The 759-nt window shown below is 38.9% G+C and carries 3 tRNA genes; all 3 read left to right on the forward strand.

Annotated features, from left to right (window positions below):
- The first annotated feature begins 196 nt into the window (after positions 1 to 196).
- Positions 197 to 281, forward strand: a tRNA-Leu gene (locus tag Q0779_RS23680).
- A 58-nt stretch (positions 282 to 339) separates the two neighbouring features.
- A tRNA-Gln gene (locus tag Q0779_RS23685) sits at positions 340 to 414 on the forward strand.
- An 87-nt stretch (positions 415 to 501) separates the two neighbouring features.
- A tRNA-Leu gene (locus Q0779_RS23690) sits at positions 502 to 586 on the forward strand.
- Positions 587 to 759 lie beyond the last annotated feature (173 nt).

A 759-nucleotide genomic window follows, 5' to 3' on the forward strand; every position in this document is an offset into this window, starting at 1 on the left:
CCTTGAATATCAAGTCCCGACTGTTATGGCTATCATCTATTTTTAATTGTAGCTAGTTAAAAGTTGATGTAAAACATCGATAGCAGCGCCTTGAATATCAAGTCCCGACTGTTATGGCTACCATCTATTTTTAATTGTAGTTAGTTGAAAGATGATGTAAAACAAGACATCTGTCTAGATGTAAAATAGGCATTGTGCGGGAGTGGTGGAATTGGTAGACACGCCAGATTTAGGTTCTGGTGCCGCAAGGTGTGAGAGTTCAAGTCTCTCTTCCCGTACCATTTATTTAAAGTTAATGTGGACTATTTTTATAGTAGCACGTTAACTAAAACGCTTTATTGGGATATCGCCAAGCGGTAAGGCACCGGGTTTTGATCTCGGCATTCCCAGGTTCGAATCCTGGTATCCCAGCCATATTTAAAGACAGACACATAAAAATTGAGTTCAGTCTTTAATTTATCGTGATGGTTTACTATATGATAATGTAAACTTAGTATCAATGCGGGAGTGGTGGAATTGGTAGACACGCCAGATTTAGGTTCTGGTGCCGCAAGGTGTGAGAGTTCAAGTCTCTCCTCCCGTACCATTGATAATATTGTTTATAAATGATTAATTACATCACTGATAAAATGAAATACAACAAAAAAGCCCATCTTATGATGGGCTTTTTTGTGCCTGTATATGTTCCGTCCTGAGGTAAGTTGACACTTTGGAGACTTATCTATGAAAACCTCAAAAGCAATGGGCGTTAAACGCACA

This window comes from uncultured Shewanella sp., from assembly GCF_947491715.1.
In the GTDB taxonomy this organism is placed as follows: Bacteria; Pseudomonadota; Gammaproteobacteria; order Enterobacterales; family Shewanellaceae; genus Shewanella.